Here is a 17,479-nt window from a genome sequence, read left to right on the forward strand (position 1 = left end):
TATCGGTTTGTTCCGGCGCGAAATTTACTTGGGTCTGTTCTGTGCCGCGAGGGAGTACGCCTGGGTGGCGATCTCGAGTTCCTCGTCGGTCGGTACGACGGCCACGGCCACCCGGGAGCCCGCCGCCGACACGATCCTCGGTGATCGCGCACGGACGGCGTTCAAGACCGGGTCCAGCTCCACACCGAGCGCCCGCAGGTTCTGCGTGCTCGCCTCGCGGACCGCGGCGGAGTTCTCGCCGACCCCGGCGGTGAACGCGATGGCGTCGACCTCGCCGAGGACGGCGGTGTAGGCACCGACGTACTTGCGTATGCGGTGGCAGTAGACGTCGAACGCCAGCCGCGCGGACTCGTCGCCCTCGCCTATCCGGCGGGCGATCTCCCGCATGTCGTTGTCACCGCAGAGTCCGACGAGTCCGCTCCGCTTGTTCAGCAGGGTGTCGATCTCGTCGGTGGACATCCCGCCCGTTCGGGCGAGGTGGAAGACTACCGCGGGGTCGATGTCGCCGCTGCGGGTACCCATGACCAGGCCCTCCAGCGGGGTCAGGCCCATCGACGTCTCGACGCAGCGCCCGCGCTCCACGGCCGAGGCGCTGGCGCCGTTGCCCAGGTGCAGGACGATGACGTTCACCTCGTCCGGGGCCTTGCCCAGCAGCGCGGCGGTGGCCCGGGAGACGTACGCGTGCGAGGTGCCGTGGAAGCCGTAGCGCCGGATCCCGAACCGGTCCGCCGTCGCGGCGTCGACGGCGTAGCGGGCCGCGGCCTCCGGGATCGTGGCGTGGAAGGCGGTGTCGAAGACGGCGACCTGCGGCAGACCGGGGCGCAGGGTGCGGGCGACCTGGATGCCGGCGATGTTGGCCGGGTTGTGCAGCGGTGCCAGGGGGACGAGCTTCTCCAGCTCGGCGACGACCTCGTCGTCGATCAGGGTCGGCTCGGTGAACCGGGTGCCGCCGTGCACCACCCGGTGGCCGATGACCGCCAGCCGCTCGTCGTCCAGCCCGCTGCCGGCCGCGGCCAGCTCGCCGGAGACGATGCGCAGCGCCTCGCCGTGGTCGGCCACCGGGCCCTCGCCGATCCGCTCGACGATGCCGGAGGCCAGCCGGTCGTGACCGGCCATGTCGATCAGCTGGTACTTCAGGGACGAGGAGCCCGAGTTCAGCACGAGGGCCCGGGTGTCGGACGGCTTCATACGGATGTCCTCGCGCTCACTGCTCTCGGCCCCTGTCCTGGTCCTGTGCCTGGATCGCCGTGATGGCCACCGTGTTCACGATGTCCTGGACGAGCGCCCCGCGCGACAGGTCGTTCACGGGCTTGTTGAGTCCCTGCAGCACCGGCCCGACGGCGATCGCGCCCGCCGACCGCTGCACGGCCTTGTACGTGTTGTTGCCGGTGTTCAGATCGGGGAAGACCAGCACCGTGGCCTGCCCGGCGACCGGCGAGTCCGGCGCCTTCGTCCGCGCCACCGTGGGGTCCACGGCGGCGTCGTACTGGATCGGCCCCTCGATCAGCAGATCGGGGCGCCGGGAGCGGACGATCTCCGTGGCGGTACGGACCTTGTCGACGTCCGCGCCGGTGCCGGAGGTGCCGGTGGAGTACGACAGCATCGCCACCCGCGGCTCGACGCCGAACTTCGCCGCCGTGGCGGCCGACTGGATGGCGATGTCCGCCAGCTCCTCGGCGTTCGGGTCGGGGTTGACGGCGCAGTCGCCGTAGACCAGGACCTTGTCCGCCAGGCACATGAAGAAGACGGAGGAGACGATCGAGGCGCCCGGGGCCGTCTTGATCACCTCGAAGGCGGGGCGGATGGTCGCCGCGGTGGAGTGCACCGAGCCGGAGACCATGGCGTCGGCGAGCCCCTCCTGGACCATCAGCGTGCCGAAGTAGTTCACGTCCGCCACTACATCGTGCGCCAGCTCGACGGAGACACCCTTATGCGCCCGGTACTTCGCGTACACCTCGGCGAACCGGTCCCGCAGCGGGGACGTCACCGGGTCTATGACCTGCGCGTGCGCGGCCTGACCGGGGGCCTCGTCGGGGGCCAGGAGGGGGAGGCCGAGGCCCAGCTCGGCGATGTTCCGGCGGATCACGGCCTCGTCGCCCAGCAGCGTCAGATCGCACACCCCGCGGCGCAGGATCACCTCGGCCGCGCGCAGCACCCGCTCCTCGGCGCCCTCGGGGAGGACCACGCGGCGGCGCTGCGACTGGGCGCGTTCGATCAGCATGTGCTCGAACATCATCGGGGTGATCCGGCCGGTCGGCGCCACGCTGAGCCGGCTGGTCAGCCGGCTGCCGTCCACATGGCTCTCGAACAGTCCGACGGCGATGTCCGCCTTGCGCGGGGTGGCCGCCGTGAGCCGGCCCTCGAGGGTGGCCAGCTCGGCGGCCGTCCTGAACGAGCCGTCGTCCACCGCCAGCACCGGCGTCCCCGGGGCCAGCCGGGCGGCGAGCGCCATCGTCTCGTCCCCGGGCCGCTCGCCGAGGGTCAGCAGCACCCCGGCGATGGCGGGCGCGCCGGCCGAGTGGGCGGCCAGGGAGCCGATGATCAGGTCCGCCCGGTCGCCGGGGGTGATCACCAGCGCGCCCGGGGTCAGGGCGGGGAGGAAGGCGGGGAGCATCGCGCCGCCGAAGACGTAGTCCCGTACGTCACGGGCCATCCCGGAGTCGTCGCCCATCAGCACGCGCGCCCCCAGCGCCGTCCTGACCTGGGAGACCGTGGGCGCGGACAGCGCGGGGTCCTCCGGCAGCACGTACACCGGCACGGGCAGATGGCCGCCGAGCTCGCGGGCCGCCTGCTGGGCGTGGGCGTCGCCGACCCGGTTGACGACCATCGCGAGGACGTCGCAGCCCAGCGAGGTGAACGCGTGCAGGGCGTTGCGCACCTCGGGGACCAGCACGTCGGCGGTGTGACCCTGGCCGCCGACGACGGGGATGACGACGGCGCCGCACTCGTTGGCGAGCCGGGCGTTGAGGCTGAGCTCCGCGGGGATGCTGGTGTCGGCGTAGTCGCTGCCGAGGACGAGGACGACCTCGTAGTCGTCGGCGATGTCGTGGTAGCGCCGCACCAGCCGGGACACGAGCTCGTCGGTGCCGTGCTCGGCCTGGACGGCGGAGGCCTCCTCGTACCGCATCCCGAGCACGGACCCGGGCGCCTGCGACAGCCGGTACCGCGCGCGCATCAGGTCGAACACGGGGTCGGCCTCGTCATGCGCGAGCGGCCGGAACACCCCCACCCGCTCCACCTGCCGGGTGAGGAGCTCCATCATCCCGAGCTCAACCACCTGCCGCCCGTCACCCCGGCCCACCCCGGCAACGTAGACGCTGCGAGTCACGCTCTCTCCCGGTCACGTAGTGTCACGCAGAATGCACACAATCCCACCGCCGACGATACCTTCGCCCCGGGGGACGGTGCCCGGCGGGCTGCTTTGGGTGGGGGAGGAGTACGCCCACGGCGTGCGGTCGATGCACGGACGGAGAACCTTCACCGGCGGGGGCGGGAACAGGGGGTGAACGGACTGCCTCCCGGCACGTCCGCAAGGCGAGGCAGAGACGCAAAAGCACCCCATTACAGCCCGTCCGGCGCTTGAGGACGAGGCGCGCAGCGCCGACCGGGGTCCGGGGCGGAGCCCCGGGAGCGGTGCCCCCGCCGCCGTGGAAGAATCGACCTGACGTGCGGCGACCGACCCCCCGGAGAAAACCCACATGCGCATCGGAGTCCTGACCGCCGGCGGCGACTGCCCCGGCCTCAACGCCGTCATCCGCTCGGTCGTCCACCGAGCCGTGGCCGGCCACGGCGACGAGGTCATCGGCTTCGAGGACGGCTTCAAGGGCCTCCTGGAGGCCCGCTACCGCAAACTCGACCTCGACGCGGTCAGCGGCATCCTCGCACGGGGAGGCACCATCCTCGGCTCCTCCCGCCTGGAGCGGGCCCGCCTCCGCCAGGCCTGCGAGGAGACGGAGGACCTCAGCCGCGAGCTCGGCCTCGACGCCCTGATCCCGATCGGCGGCGAAGGCACCCTCACCGCCTCCAGCATGCTCGCGGCGGCCGGCCTCCCGGTCGTCGGCGTTCCCAAGACGATCGACAACGACATCTCCGCCACCGACCGCACCTTCGGCTTCGACACCGCCGTCGGCGTGGCCACCGAGGCGATAGACCGCCTGAAGACCACCGCGGAGTCCCACCAGCGCGTGATGGTCGTCGAGGTGATGGGCCGCCACGCCGGCTGGATCGCCCTGGAGTCGGGCATGGCCGGCGGCGCCCACGGCATCTGCCTCCCGGAGCGCCCGTTCTCCGTGGACGCCCTCTGCGCGATGGTCGAGGAGCGCTTCGCCCGCGGCAAGAAGTTCGCCGTGGTCTGCGTTGCCGAGGGAGCCCACCCGGCCGAGGGCCAGATGGACTACCGCAAGGGCGAGATCGACCAGTTCGGCCACGAACGCTTCCAGGGCATCGGCAACCGGCTGGCCGCCGAGCTGGAGGACCGCCTGGGCAAGGAGGCCAAGCCGGTGATCCTCGGCCACGTCCAGCGCGGCGGCACCCCGACCGCGTACGACAGGGTCCTGGCCACCCGCTTCGGCTGGCACGCCGTGGAGGCCGTGCACCGCGGCGACTTCGGCATGATGACGGCGCTGCGCGGCACCGACATCGTGATGGCCCCCCTGGCGGACGCCGTGACCGAGCTGAAGACGGTCCCGGCGAGCCGGATGGACGAGGCCGAATCGGTGTTCTAGCCCTTTACCGCCCCGCCCAGCGTGAACCCACCCCCCAGCCGGCGTGAGATCAGCACGTACAACAGCACCGCGGGCGACGTGTAGATGATGGAGAACGCCGCCAGCTGCCCGTAGATCACCGACCCGGTGTTCCCGAAGAACTCGAAGATGCTGACGGACGCCGGGAACTGGTCCGGCGTCAGCAGCAGCATGAAGGGGACGAAGAAGTTCCCCCACATCATGATGAACGAGAAGATCGTCACCACCACGATCCCCGGCCCCATCATCGGCAGGATGACCCGCACCAGCGCCTGCATGGCCGAGGCCCCGTCCGTCCAGGCGGCCTCCTCCAGCACCCGGGGCACCCCGTCCATGAAGTTCTTCATCAGCCAGATGGCGAACGGCAGCGACGACGCCGCCAGGAACAGCGCCGTCCCGTACATGGTGTCGATCAGATCGGTCTGTACGAACAGCCCGTACACCGGCACCATGATCGCGGTGATCGGCAGCGACGTCGTGAACAGGATGGTGAGCATGAACGGCCGGTTCAGCCGCCCCTGGAAGCGCGACAGCGGATACGCCGCCAGCGCCGCGCACACCACCGTCATCAGCGTCGCCCCGCCGCACAGCAGCAGGCTGTTGAGCAGCGGGGTGAACGTCATCTCGGGCGTCAGCACCTGGTCGAAGTTGTCCAGCGTGTAGTCGTCCGGCAGCTTCACCGTCAGCCCCGCGCCGGCGTCCAGCGACGACAGCACCAGCCAGAGCAGCGGCAGCGCGAACGCCGCCGCGGCGAGGAGCAGCGCGGCGTCGGCGGCGAGCCGGCGGGAGTTGCGGCGCACACGCGCCGTGATCCGGGGCACTCAGACCTCCGTGCGCAGCAGACGCAGATAGATCAGCGAGAACAGGGCACCGACGACGAGCAGCAGCAGGGCCACGGCGGTCCCGTAGCCGATCAGGTTGTTCTTGAACGCCTGCTCGTACATGAACAACGGCAGGGTCTGGCTGCGGTCGCCGGGCCCGCCGCGCGTCATCGCCCAGATGAGGCCGAAGACGGACAGTGTCTGCAGGGTGTTGAGCATCAGGTTGGTCCCGATGGAGCGGCGGATCATCGGCAGCGTGATGTGCCGGATCCGGCGCCAGCCGTTCGCGCCGTCGACCTCCGCGGCCTCGGTGATCTCCTTGGGGATCTCGGCGAGCGCCGCGTTGTAGACGAGCATCGAGAACGCCGTGCCGCGCCAGATGTTGGCGAACGACACCGCCAGGATCGGCAGCGTGTACAGCCAGTTCTGGTCGGGCAGATGGAGGTGGCCCAGGATCTCGTTGAGCGTGCCGTCGCGGCGGAAGTACGCGTACAGCAGGAAGCCCGCCACCACCTCCGGGACCACCCAGCAGGTGATCACGACGGCGCCCGTGACGGTCCGTACCGCCTTGGAGGCCCGGACCATCAGCCCCGCCAGCGCCAGCCCCAGGGTGTTCTGGCCGACGACCGACGAGACGAACGTGAAGACCAGGGTCAGCTTGACGGCGTTGACGAACCCGTCGTCGCCGAAGGCGGTACGGAAGTTCTCCAGCCCCACGAACGACGACTCCGCCTGCCCGCTGAGCTGCAGATCGGTGAACGCGATCCAGACGCAGTACGCGATCGGGCCGGCCAGGAACAGCAGCAGCAGGACCAGCGAGGGGCCGACGGGCAGCCCCCGCAGCAGGGCGCGCAGCACCGGGCGCGGCGCCCGCGCCCCGGGCGCCGCGCCGGCGGCGGCGCCCGGGGACCCGACCGTCGCGGTCACTGCCGGACTACCTGGCCCTCGGCGATGGACTCCAGCTGCTCGTCGTACGACTTCGCCGCGTCGTCCACTGCCGCGTCACCGGTGGTGACCTGCTCCATCGCCTCCTGGATCGCGGTGGAGACCTGCGGGTAGACGGGGAGCGCCGGACGGTAGTGGGTGTCGGCGACCAGGTCCGTGAAGAACTTGATGCCGGGCACGTAGTCCTGGTACTCCGGGTCCGCCGCGACGTCCTTGCGGACGGCGATCTGGCCGTTGGCCATGGTCAGCCGGGTGCAGTTCTTCTGCGACTGGGCGATCTTCATGAACTCGAACGCGAGGTCCGGGTTCCCGGCGTTGGACGGGATGGCCCAGGTCCAGCCGCCGGACATGGACACCCGGCCGGGTGCCTGGCCGTTCTGGGTGGGCATCGCGGTCTGGCCGAGCGCCTCGGTCCACTCGGGCCACGGCTTCGCGCCGGTCTCCTGCCAGTTGTTGCCCATCCAGGAGCCGTCGAGGTCGATGGCCAGCTTGCCCTGCGGGAACCATTCGGTGGCGACCTTGGTGCCGGCGTTCGGGTCGAGGGCGTCCTGCGGGTCGGGGCCGAGCTTCTCCTTGAACACCGTCTCGACGAATCCGAGGGCGTCCTTGAAGCCCTGGCTGCCGGCCACCCACTTCTTGGCGCTCTCGTCGTACAAGGTGTCCTCGGTGCCGTACAGCAGCATCTCGAAGCCCTGCATGGAGGCGGCCTCGCCGACGGCCTTGCCGGTGTAGATGTTCAGCGGGATGACGTCCGGGAGCTCCTGCTTGACCGTGCGGGCCGCGGACAGGACGTCGTCCCAGTTCTTCGGCTGCCAGTCGGCCGGCAGGCCCGCCTTCTCGAAGAGCTCCTTGCTGTACCACAGGCCGCGGGTGTCAGTGCCGTCCGGGACGCCGTAGGTCTTGCCGTCCTGGCCGCGGGCAGCCGTCTTCGCCGTGTCGATGTACTGGTCCCAGTCGGGCCACTTCTTCAGATAGCCGTCCAGGGGCGTGAGTAATCCGGCGGTGATGTCGGAGTTGATGAGGAAGGTGTCCTCGTACACCAGGTCGGGGGAGGTCTTCTTGGTCCGGATCATCTGCTGGACCTTGGTGTAGTACTGCTCGTCCGGCACCTTCAGCGGGACGAGCTCGACCTTCTTGTCCGGGAACTTCTCCTCGAACTCCTTCTTCACCGCCTCCAGTTCGCGGTCGAAGATCTTGTTCTTGGCGTCGGTGGAGCGCTTGTACTGGACCTTGACGGTGTCCTTGTCACTGCCGGAGTCGCTGCCGCAGGCGGTCAGCGCGGTGGTGGCGAGTGCGGCGGCCAGGATCAGAGGGATGGAGCGCGGGAGTGGGCGCATGGGAGCAAGACCTCCTGGGGCGGCTCGGGTTGAACGCTCGGAAGGCTGCGGGGAACGTAAGCGCGTACTACCGGTGGGTCAAGAGGGTTCGCAGGGGATTGCGACAACGTTGTACTGCCCTTTTACGCCCGCGGTCATGCCTGGTCGGGGCGTGATCCCGTCCAGCGGTAGCGCAGTTCGGGGCGGCCCACCTGGCCGTACTGCGGGGCCCGTTCGGCCCGGGCGGTGTCCACCAGATGCTCCAGATAGCGGCGGGCCGTGATCCGCGAGATGCCCAGCCCGGTGCCGGTCGCGGAGGCCGTCAGGCCCGTCGCGCCCGCGTCGCGCAGGGCCGTGGTCACGGCGGAGAGGGTGGGCGCGCTGAGGCCCTTGGGCAGGGCGGCCGGCTGCGGGGTACGGAGGGTGGCCAGCGCCCGGTCGACCTCGTCCTGGCCGCCGGCCTCGCCGCCCGCCGCCTCGCGGAAGTCCCGGTAGCGCTCGAGGCGGTCGCGCAGGGTGGCGAACGCGAACGGCTTGAGGACGTACTGGACCACCCCCAGCGACACCCCCTCGCGCACGACCTCCAGATCGCGCGCCGAGGTCACCGCGATGACGTCGGCGCGGTGTCCGGCGGCCCGCAGGGCGCGCAGCAGGCGCAGGCCGTGGCCGTCGGGGAGGTAGAGGTCGAGGAGGATCAGGTCGACGGCGGCGTCCGGTTCGGCGAGCGCCCGTACGGCCGCCGCGCGGGAGTGCGCGACCGCCGCCACGGTGAAGCCCGGGACGCGTTCGACGTACAGCCGGTGGGCGTCCGCCGCCACCGGGTCGTCCTCGACGACCAGCACCCGCAGCCCGGTCATCGCGCGGCCCCTTCCAGCGCGGCGGCGGGCCGCGGCACCCGTACGGTGAACTCCGCGCCGCCCCCCGCCGCCTCCGTCACGGTCACTGTCCCCCCGGCGCGGCGCACCGCCTGGCGGACCAGCGCGAGGCCCAGCCCCCGGCCGCCGCCCTTCGTCGAGAAGCCCCGGGTGAACACCTCGTCCGCCTCCGCTATCCCCGGCCCCGTGTCCGCCACCGCCAGCAGCAGCTCCCGCTCGTCCGCGCGCGCCGTCACCGTGACCCGCGCGCCCGCGCCGGACTGCTGGGCGGCGTCGAGGGCGTTGTCGATCAGATTCCCCAGCACGGTGACCAGGTCCCGGGCGGTCAGCGCCGGCGGCAGCACCCCGTCGTCGATCCGGCTGCCGGGGGCCAGCTCCAGCTCCACGCCGCGCTCACCGGCCTGCGCCGCCTTGCCCAGCAGCAGCGCCGCCAGCACCGGCTCGGCCACCGCGGCCACCACCTGGTCGGTCAGCGCCTGGGCCAGCGCCAGCTCCTGGGTGGCGAAGCCGACGGCCTCCTCCGTACGCCCGAGCTCGATCAGCGAGACGACGGTATGCAGCCGGTTCGCCGCCTCGTGCGCCTGCGAGCGCAGGGCCTCGGCCAGCCCGCGTACGGAGTCCAGCTCGCCGGCCAGCGCCTGGAGCTCGGTGTGGTCCCGCAGGGTGACGACGGTGCCGCGGCGGAGGCCGCCGGACACCGGCGAGGTGTTGACGACCAGGATCCGCTCCGCCGTCGGATGCAGCTCGTCCACCCGCGGCTCCGCCGCCAGCAGGGCGCCGGTGAGCGGCGGGGGGAGGGCGAGGTCCGTCACGTACCGGCCGACCGGGTCGTCCGGTACGCCCAGCAGCTCCCGGCCGGCGTCGTTGACCAGGGCGATCCGCCGCTGGCCGTCGAGCAGCAGCAGCCCCTCGCGGACACCGTGCAGCGCCGCCTGGTGGTACTCGTACAGCCGGCTGAGCTCGGCGGCGTTCATCCCGTGGGTGTGCCGGCGCAGCCGCGCGTTGATCACATACGTGCCCGCCCCGCCGAGCGCGACCGCCCCCAGCGCCACCCACAGCAGCGACACGACCTGCCGGCGCACCTCCTCGGTGATCCGCTCCAGCAGGATCCCGGCGCTGACCAGCCCGACGACCTTCCCGTCGGCGTCCGTCACCGGCGCGACGACCCGTACCGACGTGCCGAGCGTCCCGGGATACGTCTCGCCGAACGTCTCCCCGCGCAGCGCCCGCTCCCGGTGGCCGACGAACCGCTCGCCGATCCGGTCGGGGTTGGGGTGGGTGTAGCGGGTGCCGTCGGGCGCCATGATCGTGATGAACGTGACGCCCGCGTCGTGGCGTACCTCCTCCGCGTACGGCTGGAGCAGCGCGGAGGGATCGGGGTCCGCCAGCGCCGCCGTCACCACCGGCGAGTCCGCGACCGACACGGCCACCGCCCGGGCCCGCTCCTGCGCCGAGCGCTCGGCGCGGGCGTGCTCGCCGAAGTACACGTACACCGAGCAGCCCGCCACCACGGCGGTGATCAGGACCACCTGGATGACGAACAGCCGGCCGGCGAGGCTGCGGGGGAAGGGCACGCGCATGGTAGTCAGTCTGCCTTTGCTGTGCGCGGTGAACTCAATGAACGCAACAGTGACCCCACTCACACCTGGATGGATAGTCGCCGGGACCCCCGAAACGACGACCTCACCAGGAGGCCACCGTGTCCGCGCAGCCGTCCGGGACGACGCACGCGCCGCCGCCACACGCCAGGCGGGACCGTACCCACTATCTGTATCTGGCGGTGATCGCGGCGGTGCTCGCCGGCATCGCCGTCGGGTTCGCCGCGCCCGACTTCGCCAAGGAGCTCAAGCCCCTGGGCACCGGCTTCGTCAATCTGATCAAGATGATGATCTCGCCGATCATCTTCTGCACGATCGTGCTCGGCGTCGGATCGGTCCGCAAGGCCGCCAAGGTCGGCGCGGTGGGCGGCCTCGCCCTCGGCTACTTCATGGTCATGTCGACCGTCGCCCTCGCGATCGGCCTGGTCGTCGGCAATCTGATCGACCCGGGCTCCGGCCTGCACCTCACCGAGGCCACCAAGGGCGCGGGAGCGGAGCAGGCGGCGGGCGCCGCCGAGTCGACCACCGACTTCCTGCTGGGCATTGTGCCCACCACCCTGGTGTCCGCCTTCACCGAGGGCGAGGTGCTGCAGACGCTGCTGGTGGCGCTGCTGTGCGGGTTCGCGCTGCAGATGATGGGCAAGGCCGGGCAGCCGGTGCTGCGGGGCGTGGAGCACATCCAGCGGCTCGTCTTCCGGGTCCTCGCGATGATCATGTGGGCGGCGCCGGTCGGCGCGTTCGGCGCGATGGCCGCCGTCGTCGGCGAGACCGGTATGGACGCGCTGAAGTCCCTCGCCATGATCATGCTCGGCTTCTACGCCACCTGCGTGGTCTTCGTCTTCGGTGTGCTCGGGCTGCTGCTGCGGACGATCGCCGGGATCAGCCTGTGGCCGCTGCTCAAGTATCTGGGGCGCGAGTTCCTGCTCATCCTGTCCACGTCCTCCTCCGAGTCGGCCCTGCCGCGGCTGATCGCGAAGATGGAGCACCTGGGCGTGTCCAAGCCGGTCGCCGGCATCACCGTGCCGACCGGGTACTCCTTCAACCTCGACGGCACCGCGATCTATCTGACGATGGCCTCCCTGTTCATCGCCGAGGGGATGGGCGACCCGCTGAGCATCGGGGAGCAGGTCTCGCTGCTGCTGTTCATGATCGTGGCGTCCAAGGGCGCCGCCGGAGTCACCGGCGCCGGACTCGCCACGCTGGCCGGCGGGCTCCAGTCGCACCGGCCGGAACTGGTCGACGGCGTCGGGCTGATCGTCGGCATCGACCGCTTCATGAGCGAGGCCCGGGCGCTGACGAACTTCGCGGGCAACGCGGTGGCGTGTGTCCTGGTCGGTACCTGGACCAAGGAGATCGACCGGGCGCGGGTGGACGAGGTCCTCGCCGGACGGCTGCCGTTCGACGAGACGACCCTGCTGGACGACGTGCCGGCGGCCGGTGTGCCGGCGCAGGCGTCGTTGGAGAAACGGTCCGCGGACGCCTGATTCACCACCGGCCGAAATGCGTCGGGCCCCCTTGCCGAGCCGGGGGCCCGGCGTTTTACCCTCGCCGGGCAACCGATGATCAACGAGGGGAAGACGATGGAACTGTCACGCCGGGGACTGCTGAGGACGGGCGGCACCGTCGCCGCGGGGCTCGCGCTGACCGGTCTCACCGGACGGGCGCACGCCGCGGCCCAGGCGCTGCCCGCCACGCCGTCCTTCGATCTGGCCGACGGATCCGACGCGTTATTCATGCACAAGACGTCGTGGTGCCCGACCGTCATGCAGAGCGCCGGCTACGACCACCTCAACAAGCACTGGTACGTCGCCCAGGTGATGTACAACCCGGGCGACGGCGTGTCGCACGCCACCCGGCTGGCCCAGGGCGACATCGCGATCACCAAGCTGAGCGCCGACGGCTCCACGAAGCTCGGCCGGATGTATCTGCGCGGCTTCGGCCACGGAGCCCAGTTCGGCGTCGAACCGACGGCCGCCGGATCCGCCCCGTATCTGTGGATCGAGTACGACTCGCAGCTCAACGCCGCCGGCACCACCGGATTCGGCACGAAGGTCTGCCGCATCCGCTATCTGGGCCCGCCCACCGCCGAACCGCCGCGCAGCTTCCACTGGGACGACGCGCAGGACCGCGCCGACATGGACTTCCGCGACCGCACCCCCGACCCGCTGCAGCTGCCGGGGACGGGCAGCACGCTGTCCTCGCCGCGGGCGGTGGTGGACATGCAGCACCGGCGGCTGCTCGTACGCTTCGGCCGTAACGGGCAGACGCAGGCGGCCGTATGGGATCTGGCCAAGGCGGTCGCCGCGCCGCTCGGGGCGCCGCTGCTGCTGCGGCAGAACCTGCCCGCGCCGGTGTACGACTCGCAGGGGTTCTGTCTGTACGGGTCGTGGATGTACATGCTGGAGGGGGAGTCCTACAAGAGCGGCGGGCCGGCGGACACGACCGATGTGGGGACGACGTACATCACGAAGGTCGACCTCAACTCGGCGTACTCGGAGCGCGCGTTGACGCGGGCGCTGAAGAGCCTGGTCTTCCGGGAGCCGGAGGGGATGAACATCATGCTGGTCCCGGATCCGGCGGCGGCCGGTGCCTATCTGCCGCGGCTGAGTTTCGGGTTCGCGTCGGGGGACGAGGGGGACCGGCGGGTGAACATCGCGTACAAGGACGCACTGGTGTAGTCCCGCTGGAATTCGGTGTTTTGCCTGGTCAGGGTGATTGTCAGTGGCCCCTGTCAGCATGTGCGTATGGGTACGTGGGGCATGGGGCCATTCGACAACGATCACGCGGCGGACTTTGCCGGTGACCTCGACGAGCTGCCCGCCGACGAGCGGCTGGGGGCGATAGAGAAGGCGCTGCTGATGGCGGCCGAGGGGGAGGGCTATCTGGACGGCGATCTGGGGGACCACGCCGTCGCGGGCGCGGCGGTGATCGCCGCCGGGCTGCCGGGCGGGGATCCGCTGGGGGTGTACGGGCCGGAGGAGCCCATGGCGGAGATACCCGGGTGGATCCCGGCGCTGGCGGTGCGGGCGCTGGACCGGGTCGTGGGGGAGGAGTCGGAGCTGGCGGAGCTGTGGGACGAGAGCGGCCGGGGGCAGCAGTGGCGTGCGGTCGTACGCCGGCTGCGGGCGGTGCTCGACGGGCCGGGGCCCGAGCAGGAGGGGCTGTTCGGCTGATCGCCCCGGGCTCTTACCCCGGGCTCTCAGCTCGGGCGCAGCCATACCGTCGCCAGTGGGGGGAGGGTGAGGGTGAGGCTGGTGGGGTGGTCGTGCCACGGGACGTGGTCGGGCTTCAGCGGGCCGGGGTTGGAGCTGTTGGCTGATGAGTGTGTATGGGTGAGCGTGAGTGTGCCGGAGTGAGTGTGTGGCGTCTGTGGGTTTGTCTGATGGGGTGACTTTTGTGGTCCGGGGTCGTTGATCACGGGACTGGGCCGGGTTGATCTGGGTGGGGGGTGGTGTGGTGCGGGTGTTGGCGGAGTCGTTCGTGGTGGCGGGTCCGTCCGGGGTGTCGGTGCGTACCCGTCTGAAGCACCTCACGCCGGGGGACGTGGAGGTGCTGCGGCAGGTCGGCGCGCATCTGGGTTCGCTGGCGTCGGCGGACCTGAAGCAGCGTTGTGCGGACGGGACGGCGCATTCGGCGGAGTCGTGGGCGGTGCGTAAGCGGGCGCTGACCGGGAAGTCGTCGTCGCGGTGGGCGAGGTCGATCACGAAGGCGTCGCACGATCAGTGGGGACTGGCCCGGCGAGGGCAGCACGCACACATCCAGAACCTTCAGGCCGGCATCGCCACGATCTCGCACCGGCTGTCGCTGCCGATCGGCGCGAAGGGCAGCAAGCAGGCGCCGGGCGGTTACGGCTCCCAGCGGGAGTGGTTCGCCAAGTCACGCCGCCTGCGGGTCCTGCGGGACCGGCTCGACGCGCAGCGTGCCGATTACGAGGCGGGGCGGGTGCGGGTGGTACGCGGCGGAAAGGGACGCGCCCGCAACCGCCACCACCTGGAGCAGGCGGGACTGACCCGGGAGCAGTGGCGTGCGGGGTGGGAGGCGGCGCGCTGGTTCCTGTCGGCGGACGGGGAGAGTGGGAAGCGGTTCGGGAACGAGACCATCCGCGTCACACCGGGCGGGGACGTCAGCATCAGGCTGCCCGCCCCTTTGGCGCATCTGGCGAACGCCCCTCACGGCCGTTACACCCTCAGCGGTCCGGTCGCTTTCGCGCACCGGGGCGACGAGTGGGCCGACCGCGTCACCGCGAACCGGGCTGTCGCGTATCGCGTCCCCTTCGAGCCGTCGCGCGGACGCTGGTACGTGACCGCCGCCTGGACCCTCCCACCGGTGCAGGCGGTGCCGCTGGCGGCGGCGGTTGCCGGGGGTGTGGTGGGGGTGGACACCAACGCCGACCACCTTGCCGCCTGGCGCCTCGACCCGCACGGCAACCCCGTCGGCGAACCCCGCCGCTTCGCCTACGACCTCACCGGCCCGGCCACACACCGCGACGCACAGATCCGCCACGCGCTGACCCGGCTCCTGCACTGGGCCGACCGGCACCACCTGGCGGTCGCGGTCGAGGACCTGGACTTCACCGCCGAGACCACCCGGGAGAAACACGGCCGGCGCAAACGCTTCCGGCATCTGATCGCGGGGATGCCGGTGGCGCGGCTGCGGGCGCGGCTGGTGTCGATGGCCGCCGAACTCGGCATCCCGATCGTCGCGGTCGACCCGGCCTATACCTCACGCTGGGGCGCCCGGCACTGGCAGAAGCCCCTCACCACCAGCACACGTACACCGACTCGTCACGATGCCGCTGCGGTGGCGATCGGACGACGCGCCCTCGGGCACCGTATCCGGCGACGGACGGCACCGCCCCCTGCCCACCGGAGCGATGGACAGGGGCATCGGACCGCCCAGGCCGGACACGACACCCGACGGCGTGAGGAAACCCGCCCCCGGACCCCCGGACCACGGACACGATCCGTGCCACCGGACCCCGGGCGAAAGCAGGCGACCAGGACACCCAACACCGTTCGGGATGTCCGCAGCGAGCAGGAATGGATCCAACACCCACTCCTGCTCACTGAATAGGAACGGTAGATGTCCTGGTACTTCTTCGGCGGGTTCTCGGCGTACGCGACGGAGCCGTCCGGGCGGCGGCGGAACCAGTCGGGGTGCTTCTCCACCCACGGGTGGTCGGGGGAGCACTGCAGCGCGAAGTCCAGCGCCACCTCGAGGCCGTGGGTACGGGCGGTCGCCACGAAGTGGTCGAAGTCGCCGAGGGTGCCCAGCTCCGGGTGCACCGCGTCGTGCCCGCCCGCCGCCGAGCCGATCGCCCACGGGCTGCCGGGGTCGTCCGGGCCGGGGGAGAGACTGCCGCCGGGGCCCTTGCGGTACGCGGACCCGATGGGGTGGACGGGCGGGAGATACACCACGTCGAAGCCCATCGCCGCGACGCCCGCCAGCCGTTCGGCGGCGGTGCGCAGGGTGCCGCCGGTGGTCCCCGCCGCGCCCTCGGAGCGGGGGAACAGCTTGTACCACGCGCCGTACAGCGCCCGTTCGCGCTCCACCAGCAGCGGCAGCGACCCGGAGGCGGTGACGTGCTCGCGCAGCGGATGGCGGGCCAGCAGCCCGACCACCGCCGGATCGAGGGCGGCGGCCAGCCGTTCGGCGACCGGCCAGGTCTCCTCGCGCAGTGCCTGTGCCACGGCCAGCAGCGCCGGCCGGTGCACCCGCGGCACCCCGCGGGCGGCGCGCTCGTGCAGCAGCGCGCCCTCCTCCAGCACGAGGTCGGGGTCCACGCCGGCCGGCACCTTGATCTCCGCCGCCCGGCGCCAGGACGCCAGCGGATCGCCCCAGGCCTCGACGCGGTACGTCCAGCGGACCTCGGCGGTCGGCGTGACCTCGGCGCCCCAGCGGTCGGTGCCGGGGGCCAGTTCGCGCATCGGGGTGTACGGGCCGGGGCGGCCGGCCGGATCGACGAGCACCACGTTCGCCCCGACCGCCTCGTGCCCCTCGCGGAACACCGTGGCGGTGACGTCGAACGACTCACCGGTCACGGCCTTCGCGGGGCGGGCCCCGCAGTCGACGCGGGGGCGGACGTCGAGGACGGGTATGCGGCCGGTCTGCGCGGACATGGGATCACCTGGCGTCACGGTTCGGGGGCGTGGAGCGGTGACAGAGGGCGTGCGGGGTCGCAGGGGGGACTGCGGGATGCGGTCGTGCCACGGCGAGTTCCGGCCGTGTGTGAACTACTCGTCCGTAACGAGTGGGGGCGTTGTGGCCCCGTATGGGACATTAACCGACCCGTTGGACCTCGGCGAGACCCGTCGTAGGTTTGGCCGGTCTGCATCGCTCCGCGGCTACGGGTCCAGGGTGCGGGCCAGATAGGCGTGCAGGAGGACGCGGATCTCGGGGATCAGGGCGGGGTCGCCGGCCCGGTCGGTGCGGAACGCCAGCTGGAGCAGGGCGTCCGCGGCCTCCACCGCGACCAGGCAGGCGCGGCGGAGCTCTGGGGTCGCCGGGATCTCCAGGCGGGCCCCGAGCAGTTCGCACAGGCGGTCGGCGACCTGGTGGTTGGTGGAGAAGACCGGGTCGGGGGCGCCGGGGACGCCGAAGTCGATCAGGGCGAAGCCGGGGACGGAGCGCTTCATCGCCAGGTACTCGTCGAGCATCGTGTCGATGACGGGGCGCCAGCCGCCGTCCTGCGGTCGCCCGGCCAGGCGGTCCTGGACGCGGCGGGTGAACTCGTCCAGGTTGCGGTGGGCGAGGGCGGCGGCCAGCTCGCGCTTGCCGGCGAAGAATCGGTACACCGAGCCGATCGGTACGCCCGCCCGCTCGGCGACCGCGCGGGTGGACAGCGCCTCGTAGCCGGACTCGTCGAGGAGCGCGGCGCAGGCGTCGAGGATCCGGCCCAGCCGCTGGGCGCTGCGCTGCTGGACGGGGGTGCGGCGGAGGGGGGGTGGTGGCATCCCGTCCATTGTCGCCTTACCTTCGGTCGGGGCTTTGCTTGCGGCTTGTGCCTGCGGGTTTTGTTGGCGTCGTGTGTCCGGGGACGGGCCGCAGCAGTGGCTCCGCTGGACGTGGAGACCTTGGTCTCGGTGCCGGGCTACGCTCCGCCACTGCTGCGGCCCGTCCCCTCGTTGCGTCGGCGGGTGCGGGTTGTTTTGTGCTTTGTGCCTTGTGCTTTGTGCCTTGCGT

The 17,479-nt window shown here is 71.5% G+C and carries 13 protein-coding genes and 1 pseudogene; 5 read left to right on the forward strand and 9 right to left on the reverse strand.

The features are described from left to right. Window positions 1–24: 24 nt before the first annotated feature. The gene (locus SRB5_RS11025; RefSeq protein WP_153451416.1) at window positions 25–1,188 is read right to left on the reverse strand and encodes an acetate kinase; all 1,164 of its coding nucleotides are present in this window, start codon (window positions 1,186–1,188) and stop codon (window positions 25–27) included. 16 nt (window positions 1,189–1,204) lie between these two features. Beyond that, entirely contained in the window at window positions 1,205–3,328 is a 2,124-nt protein-coding gene (pta, locus tag SRB5_RS11030) for a phosphate acetyltransferase (RefSeq protein ID WP_323377705.1), read from the reverse strand. Between the two features lie 370 nt (window positions 3,329–3,698). On the opposite strand from pta, the gene SRB5_RS11035 reads away from it, so the two are divergent. After that, entirely contained in the window at window positions 3,699–4,724 is a 1,026-nt protein-coding gene (locus SRB5_RS11035) for a 6-phosphofructokinase (protein ID WP_153451417.1), read from the forward strand. Here SRB5_RS11035 and SRB5_RS11040 read toward each other — a convergent pair. The 5 genes from SRB5_RS11040 to SRB5_RS11060 form a co-directional block, all read right to left on the reverse strand. Continuing rightward, on the reverse strand, window positions 4,721–5,563 hold the full coding sequence (locus tag SRB5_RS11040; RefSeq protein WP_323377706.1) for a carbohydrate ABC transporter permease: 843 nt from the start codon (window positions 5,561–5,563) through the stop codon (window positions 4,721–4,723). The genes SRB5_RS11035 and SRB5_RS11040 overlap by 4 nt on opposite strands. After that, window positions 5,564–6,490, reverse strand: a complete 927-nt coding sequence (locus tag SRB5_RS11045; RefSeq protein WP_407703899.1) for a carbohydrate ABC transporter permease — start codon at window positions 6,488–6,490, stop codon at window positions 5,564–5,566. It abuts the gene before it with no gap. After that, window positions 6,487–7,845, reverse strand: a complete 1,359-nt coding sequence (locus SRB5_RS11050) for an extracellular solute-binding protein (RefSeq protein WP_153451419.1) — start codon at window positions 7,843–7,845, stop codon at window positions 6,487–6,489. Before SRB5_RS11050 ends, SRB5_RS11045 begins: the two co-directional genes overlap by 4 nt. A 134-nt stretch (window positions 7,846–7,979) precedes the next feature. Beyond that, the gene (locus SRB5_RS11055) at window positions 7,980–8,681 is read right to left on the reverse strand and encodes a response regulator (protein ID WP_153451421.1); all 702 of its coding nucleotides are present in this window, start codon (window positions 8,679–8,681) and stop codon (window positions 7,980–7,982) included. Beyond that, on the reverse strand, window positions 8,678–10,279 hold the full coding sequence (locus SRB5_RS11060) for an ATP-binding protein (protein WP_153451422.1): 1,602 nt from the start codon (window positions 10,277–10,279) through the stop codon (window positions 8,678–8,680). Before SRB5_RS11060 ends, SRB5_RS11055 begins: the two co-directional genes overlap by 4 nt. A 119-nt stretch (window positions 10,280–10,398) precedes the next feature. On the opposite strand from SRB5_RS11060, the gene SRB5_RS11065 reads away from it, so the two are divergent. From SRB5_RS11065 to SRB5_RS11080, 4 genes are all read left to right on the forward strand, one after another. Continuing rightward, the gene (locus tag SRB5_RS11065) at window positions 10,399–11,781 is read left to right on the forward strand and encodes a cation:dicarboxylate symporter family transporter (RefSeq protein ID WP_323377707.1); all 1,383 of its coding nucleotides are present in this window, start codon (window positions 10,399–10,401) and stop codon (window positions 11,779–11,781) included. Window positions 11,782–11,877: 96 nt separating this feature from the next. Continuing rightward, window positions 11,878–12,975 carry a hypothetical protein gene (locus tag SRB5_RS11070; RefSeq protein ID WP_153451424.1) on the forward strand — a complete coding sequence of 366 codons (1,098 nt, stop codon included), beginning with the start codon at window positions 11,878–11,880 and terminating at the stop codon, window positions 12,973–12,975. A 66-nt stretch (window positions 12,976–13,041) separates the two neighbouring features. Next, window positions 13,042–13,470 (forward strand): DUF4259 domain-containing protein, encoded by a 429-nt coding sequence (locus SRB5_RS11075; protein ID WP_153451426.1) that lies wholly within the window; start codon window positions 13,042–13,044, stop codon window positions 13,468–13,470. Between the two features lie 283 nt (window positions 13,471–13,753). After that, window positions 13,754–15,370 carry an IS200/IS605 family accessory protein TnpB-related protein gene (locus SRB5_RS11080; RefSeq protein WP_407703900.1) on the forward strand — a complete coding sequence of 539 codons (1,617 nt, stop codon included), beginning with the start codon at window positions 13,754–13,756 and terminating at the stop codon, window positions 15,368–15,370. A 5-nt stretch (window positions 15,371–15,375) separates the two neighbouring features. On the opposite strand, the pseudogene SRB5_RS11085 reads toward SRB5_RS11080, so the two are convergent. Both SRB5_RS11085 and SRB5_RS11090 read right to left on the reverse strand, forming a co-directional pair. Further along, window positions 15,376–16,416: pseudogene (locus tag SRB5_RS11085) on the reverse strand (maltotransferase domain-containing protein); the annotation flags it as partial. A 225-nt stretch (window positions 16,417–16,641) separates the two neighbouring features. Continuing rightward, the gene (locus SRB5_RS11090; protein WP_153451428.1) at window positions 16,642–17,259 is read right to left on the reverse strand and encodes a TetR/AcrR family transcriptional regulator; all 618 of its coding nucleotides are present in this window, start codon (window positions 17,257–17,259) and stop codon (window positions 16,642–16,644) included. Window positions 17,260–17,479: the final 220 nt, after the last annotated feature.

It is taken from the genome of Streptomyces smaragdinus (assembly GCF_009604385.1).
Lineage (GTDB): Bacteria > Actinomycetota > Actinomycetes > Streptomycetales > Streptomycetaceae > Streptomyces > Streptomyces smaragdinus.